Here is a 6465-nt window from a genome sequence, read left to right on the forward strand (position 1 = left end):
GGCCTGCAGGTATTCCTCTTTAGTACCATATTTGGTGGCTACACTACCTTTCTGGTCAAATTCGCCAAGATCATATAAATCATAAGCATCGTAACCCACGGATAAACCTCCCGATGTTGCTTTATATGCAGGAGGAAGCCAGGCACCTGTGATACCTAAGTTACTTAAGTTTTTCGCTTCTTTAGCGGTCTTTATCCAAAGACCCTCTTTTTCATTATAATACCAGTGAAAATACTGAATCAGCAGTTGTTTATTCATGTTCTAATACCGTGTTTGTACTTACTCGGCGAATATATAACATGAAGTTGTACAATTTGTTTATTTTTGCCGAGAATATGAGCTCAAAAGTTAAGCACCCGAAAAATTCACTCACCATCATGAATGAATTAGTATTGCCCAATGACACCAACACATTAAATAATTTAATGGGTGGAAGGCTACTTCACTGGATGGATATTGCCGCCGCTATTTCAGCACAGAAACACAGCAACAGGATTGTGGTTACTGCATCTGTCGACAATGTTTCTTTTAAACAAGCCATTAAACTTGGTGATGTCATTACCATTGAAGCTAAAGTTACCCGTGCATTTCACACTTCCATGGAAGTGAGACTAGATGTTTGGGCAGAAAACATTCCATCTGGCACCCGTGCAAAATCTAATGAAGCCTATTATACTTTTGTTGCCCTCGATGAGGAAGGTAAAACTGTATTGGTACCTGAAATAGAGCCGGAAACTGCTGCAGAACATGAACTATATGAAGGTGCCATGAGACGCCGCCAGCTTCGCCTGGTATTAGGTGGAAAAATGGATGCCCACGATGCAACAGAGCTCAGGGCTTTGTTTTACAAAGAGTAATCATTAACTTCGAAAATATGACTACTTACACCACTCTAATTATTTTAAGCGGACTAGTCATATTTTCTTACCTGTTTGATCTTGTAGCTTCTAAAACAAAGCTACCATCGGTTTTATTGTTATTGCTTTTAGGGATTGGTTTACGCATCCTGGTAGATAAATTAGAACTGGAGACTTTTAACTTCATGAGCATCTTGCCTGCATTGGGCACTGTAGGCTTGATTTTAATTGTTTTTGAAGGATCACTGGAATTGAAGTATGAAAAGGAGAAGAATAAAATCATCAAAGGGGCCTTTCTCTCCGCGCTGGTTATCCTGGTGGCGACTACTATAGTTACCAGCTTTATCATTTACCAAATTAGCCACCAGAGCCTCTACCTCTGTTTTACAAATGCCATACCTTTCAGTGTAGTCAGCTCTGCTATTGCTATTCCTTCAGCAGCGGCCTTATCTGGCAAAGGAAAAGAGTTCATTATCTACGAAAGTTCCTTCTCTGATATCCTGGGCATCATTGTTTTCAATTTTGCTATCTCTAATCCCCATATCTCCATTTCTTCCTTTACCGGATTGGGCATGAGCACCTTACTGATTATTGTGTTCTCGGCCATCTCCTGTGTACTGCTATTGTATACCATGGGTAAGCTTTCACATCACATCAAGTTTTTCCTGATCATCTCTATCCTGATCCTCATCTATGCCATTGGCCAGTCTTACCACTTGTCGTCGCTGGTATTGATCTTATCTTTTGGCTTATTCTTGAACAATGCGGCAGCTATACAACATGCCTGGTTCAGGAGTATTTTTATCTATAAAAACCTGGCTAATGATTTAACGCAGCTGCACCAGCTTTCGGCAGAAACAGCTTTTATCGTCCGCACATTTTTCTTTGTCATCTTTGGCTTTACCATAGATATTTACGCCTTAAACGACAGCGATGTACTCGGCAACGGTTTAATTTTGCTGACTTCGATATTCTTCCTCAGGTTTATTTACCTGAAACTCTTTAGAAAGGAAACCAGTGGTGGTGAAATATTTATTGCGCCCCGTGGATTGATCAGTATCTTGTTATATTTTAACTTGCCAGACAACCTGAAGATTCATGAAGTAGGTACTTCATTTTTGTTTTTGGTGGTTTTAGGCTCCAGCTTAATCATGAGCATAGGCCTGTTAGCAACAAAAAAGGTAAGGATTAAGGAAGGTATTTAAGGCTGTTTAGCCGAAGGAATTAGTTCCCTTTGTGGGTGGATGCCATTTGTAAAGTTTGTAACTCCAAAGCATCATTAGGGTTATTCTGGTAAGTGATAGAATGGAAAGCCAATGCCTTTACATTTGCTTTATAGATATTGACATTGTAATTGATGTTTACGGAGCTTAGGCAGCCACTCATCAAGCCAATAGAAGCAAAAACACCATTAATTGCTGTATTGTAAAAGCTGGTGATGATTCTACAACCCAACTCTTCTTCTACTGTAGGGTCTTTTTCTCCCCATTTACGAACAGGCACCATTTTGTGCGTAACTTTCTCGTATGTTTTCTCATCGTTAGGATCATAAGTGAGGTATTTCTTGTAACGGAAACCTCTTTTCATTTCCTTCACCTTGATGTTTTTAATCTGATCCGCTTTGAAAAATACCACATCCTGGTCTTTTTTTACGCCAACACTGTCTGGAGTAACATGGTATAACACACCTTTAAAGACATGCTCACCTGTGTTAATGATAGCAATATAAGGCTTTACTTGTGCCTGAGCGCCCATTACCCCAACAGTAATTAGAAAAGAAGCGAGGATAAGGAAACGTTTGATCATGGGCGGATATTTTTTACAATTTATGTAATAAACATCACTTATCAAATAAAGTTTTAATTATTGTCAAAAAAAAGCAATATCTAACTTCCCATTTCCAGAATTTTGTCAAATTCCTCTGCTTTTAGTTGCATTACCGACAGCCTACCTTGTCTGACTAAAGAGATATTAACCAGGCTTTCTTCAGCTTTAATTTGCTCTAAGGTAACAGGGTTTTTTAAACTTTCTACAGGTACTAAATCTACCACTACCCAATTGGCATTATCTGTTGTAGGGTCTTGATAATGTTCTTTTACTACTTTAGCCACCCCTACTACATTCTTACCTTCGTTGCTGTGGTAAAAAAGCACCAGGTCGCCTTCTTTCATTTCTTTGAGGTTGTTACGGGCCTGGTAATTGCGTACACCATCCCAAAATGTGCGTCCGTCTTTATTAAATTGATCCCAGCTATATTTAAAAGGTTCTGATTTGACTAAAAAGTAGTTCATGCCACAAAAGTAAAAAATAAGTTCACAAAAAAGCATCCTGATAAATCAGGATGCTTGATGGTCATTGTGTATGATTAAAGATTAGCTTTTAGGATTCAAAGCAAGGTCTATGCGTTCTCCAAGATCCTGCAAATGGTATTTGCTTAAGCCTGTTGCTGATGCTGTTGAATTTTTAATGTTCGCATTTAATTCTCTCAGCTGTGCCTTTACCACAGAAGTGACATCACTTTGATTAGCAGAACCACCAGATCTGGCTCCTGAAGCACCTGCAGGTGCTGCTGCTGGCTGAACCAGTGAAATCAGCGATTCTACATAACTTTTTTGCAGGTTACGACGGTAAACATCAATCTCCTTGTTGTTTTGCAGTTCTGTAAAGATGGAACCCTGCAAGTCGGCAAATAAATCAGTAAGCTTATAAGCGGAAGCACCATCTGCTGCTTCTGCGCTAATTAACTTATTCATGGTATAAGCACTCAGCAATTTGCTCAGCACAGGAGCTTGCAACCTTTGAATTACCTCAAGTGGAGATTGCCCTGTATTGTCAAGGATGTCTTTCTTTAACAACCAGGTTGGCGTGGTAAATAAGTTGGTATTTAAGAAAGCCATGGCTTCGCGTTGTTTAGCGGCAGGTGTTCTTTCATAAACAGCACCTTTTTGCTCTACCGTTTTTGGCGTTTCATAAACACCACCGATATTTTTGGTTACATGACCCATATAGCGACCTAATTGTGTAGTCAGCTGTCCGTACATGTTTTTAAGGTTATCATAACCTTCATTCTTTTCGCTGGTCCATTCTGGTAATTTCTCCAAAATCACTTTTAGGTTTTTGATACCATAAGTGCTGGCCAACATGGCATTGTCGCCCAGGTCTTCGCTTTGTGAATTTGGATCATCAGGATTCATTTCCGTGCCGAACCACAAACGTCTGTCTTTTAACTTCTGCACGGTCATTTTATTCAACACAGGAACTTCTGCAGCAGGGGTTTTGGCTTCAGGAAGCAATTTATAGCCCCATTCTATAGCCCATTTATCATAGTCACCAATTCTAGGGTATAAGCCTTTTGGTGAAATGTTATCTTCTGGTTGTGCAATGTAATTGAAACGTGCATAATCCATAATTGATGGGGTATGTCCATTTGCTTCTACGTAAGCTTTGTTGCGTATTTTCTCCACAGGTATCGTAGAACTTGATCCATAGTTATGACGCAAGCCTAAAGTATGGCCTACTTCGTGAGAAGACACAAAGCGGATTAAATCGCCCATCAGCTCATCACTGAATTCCATTTTCCTTGCTCTTGGATCTACTGCTGCCGTTTGGATCATGTACCAGTCATGAACAAGTTTCATTACGTTATGGTACCAGTTGATATGGCTTTCAATAATTTCGCCGCTGCGAGGATCAGCGATACTTGGTCCGCTGGCATTAGGAATTTCTGAAGGTTTGTAAACGATGGCAGAGTGTGTGGCATCATCAAGGCTCCAGGTAGGATCTTCTTTTGCTGTAGGTGCTCTTTTAGCGACAATGGCATTTTTAAAACCTGCTTTTTCGAAAGCAACCTGCCAATCGTTGATACCGGCCATTAAATAAGGCACCCATTTTTTAGGTGTTGCCGGGTCAATAAAAAACTCGATAGGCTTAATGGGTTCTACCAGTTCGCCGCGTTTATATTTTTCCATGTCAGCAGGTTTTGGTTCTAAACGCCACCTTTTAACAATCTGGACTTCTCTAACACCCTGTGGGTTGATGTCAAAATCTGTATAACCTTCCGTAAAATAGCCTACACGAGGGTCAAAATACCTTGCTTTCATAGGCACTTTAGGCAAAATAACCAGGGAAGTGTTCAGTTCTACCGTTGAGGATCCTGATGCTCCACCTCCCATTGCTGGCATGCCCGGTAGTGATGGGGCTGCAACAAGGGTATAAGTTTTAACGGTACCGATTTCTACATTTTTAGGGAAACTGCGAATATTGAGGATATAGCTCCTGTCTGCAAGTTGCGCCCCTAAACGGAACCTGCTTTTGGCTGTAGAAGAGGTAAAATAAAAGATATCATTGTCACTGTTGATAAAATCGGTCATGTCAATTACACTTCCTTTTTTATCTGGTGAATAGGCTGCAATGTTGAATGCCGCTGCAATAGCCTGGATGTTCGAATTTTGCAGTGCCTGGTACATCGCTGTGGTGCTGTCGGCACCATAGGTTCTGTAAGACAACTTGCGCATGAAGATCTTATTGTTGGGTCCTTTTTCAAACTTAATGACACTACTGCCAATCTGGTCACCTGCATAACCAGATGCCGACCTTACTTCGGCGCCAGCTTTAGAAATTCTGTTAACCACCAAAATTTCTCTTCCAAGCAAAGAATCTGCAAGTTCAAAAAAGAATTTCTCCTCTACTTTATGGGTGGTAATCATTCCCTTATTAGTAATGGCTTTACCGGTAATCACCGTTGCATAGGGTTTAACGGCAGCTTTAGTACCCAATGCAGCCAGTGGTCCTGCTGCTTTTTTGGTGGTATCTGCAGCAATCTTCGGTGTGGTAGGTACCGTAGGTTTGTTTTGCCCATGAGCCATGGAATAACTTGCCAAAGCAAGGGCAGAAATGATAATAGTTTTGTTCATGTACGTTAGTTTATTAACACAAAGATAAGTGTGTAAAAGAACTTAACTACATCCGCTATATAACTTTACGGTTACAAATCTAAGTAAGTATAACAAGAATTAATCTAATGAATAATCTTGAATACCAATTCTCTGAGCAATTCGCCATCACTGGTATTGCCGGTGCTGTCCACTCCTTTACTTTTAAGGTCGTATTCACGGAGCAAACTAATGACCTGCACCGTTTTATTGAAATTGTAATTCCGTGCTGCAGCTTCGTATTCTTTGATGAAATAAGGATTGATGCCTAACTCTTTGGCGGCATCATTTTTATTGGGCAGGTAATGATATTTAAGTACTTTAGAAAAGTAAGTATTAAGGCTGGCCATCACCATCACCATGGGGTTGGCTTTCGGGTTGTCGGCAAAGTAATTCACAATCTGGTTACACTTCATCACATTGCGCTGTGCAAGGGCTTTCTGCAGCTCAAATACATTGTACTCTTTACTGATACCTATGTTCTTCTGAACATGTGCGGTATCAATGGTGGTTTCTTTGCTGATGTTTAACATCAGCTTTTCTACTTCATTAGCAATTTTGGATAGATCGGTACCCAGGTATTCTGCCATTAAAGCTGCTGCATGGGGATCAATTTTATAACCTTTCTCTTTCACCAGGTCTTCTATCCATGGTGCCAATTTATTCTCGCGGATGGG

The 6465-nt window shown here is 40.4% G+C and carries 6 protein-coding genes and 1 pseudogene; 2 read left to right on the top strand and 5 right to left on the bottom strand.

What is annotated here, in order from left to right; translation table 11 throughout:
- Window positions 1–258, bottom strand: a pseudogene (locus ACR2F7_RS15420) (alpha-amylase); the annotation flags it as partial.
- 77 nt (window positions 259–335) lie between these two features.
- Between ACR2F7_RS15420 and ACR2F7_RS15425 the strand changes: the two are divergent.
- A complete protein-coding gene (locus ACR2F7_RS15425) occupies window positions 336–857 on the top strand; it encodes an acyl-CoA thioesterase (protein WP_432714442.1) in 522 nt (173 codons plus the stop codon).
- A 17-nt stretch (window positions 858–874) separates the two neighbouring features.
- Complete coding sequence (locus ACR2F7_RS15430; RefSeq protein ID WP_432714437.1) at window positions 875–2062, top strand: sodium:proton antiporter; 1188 nt, start codon at window positions 875–877, stop codon at window positions 2060–2062.
- A gap of 19 nt (window positions 2063–2081) precedes the next feature.
- Here ACR2F7_RS15430 and ACR2F7_RS15435 read toward each other — a convergent pair whose 3' ends face one another.
- From ACR2F7_RS15435 to holA, 4 genes are all read right to left on the bottom strand, one after another.
- Window positions 2082–2663, bottom strand: coding sequence for a hypothetical protein (locus ACR2F7_RS15435; protein ID WP_432714438.1), 582 nt, complete (start codon window positions 2661–2663; stop codon window positions 2082–2084).
- Between the two features lie 80 nt (window positions 2664–2743).
- Window positions 2744–3148 (bottom strand): EVE domain-containing protein, encoded by a 405-nt coding sequence (locus tag ACR2F7_RS15440; protein ID WP_432714439.1) that lies wholly within the window; start codon window positions 3146–3148, stop codon window positions 2744–2746.
- 81 nt (window positions 3149–3229) lie between these two features.
- Complete coding sequence (locus ACR2F7_RS15445; protein WP_432714440.1) at window positions 3230–5770, bottom strand: zinc-dependent metalloprotease; 2541 nt, start codon at window positions 5768–5770, stop codon at window positions 3230–3232.
- 104 nt (window positions 5771–5874) lie between these two features.
- Window positions 5875–6465 (bottom strand): DNA polymerase III subunit delta (gene holA / locus ACR2F7_RS15450; protein ID WP_432714441.1); only part of this gene is annotated, 591 nt, incomplete at its 5' end.

It is taken from the genome of Pedobacter sp. (assembly GCF_045628745.1).
GTDB lineage: Bacteria > Bacteroidota > Bacteroidia > Sphingobacteriales > Sphingobacteriaceae > Pedobacter.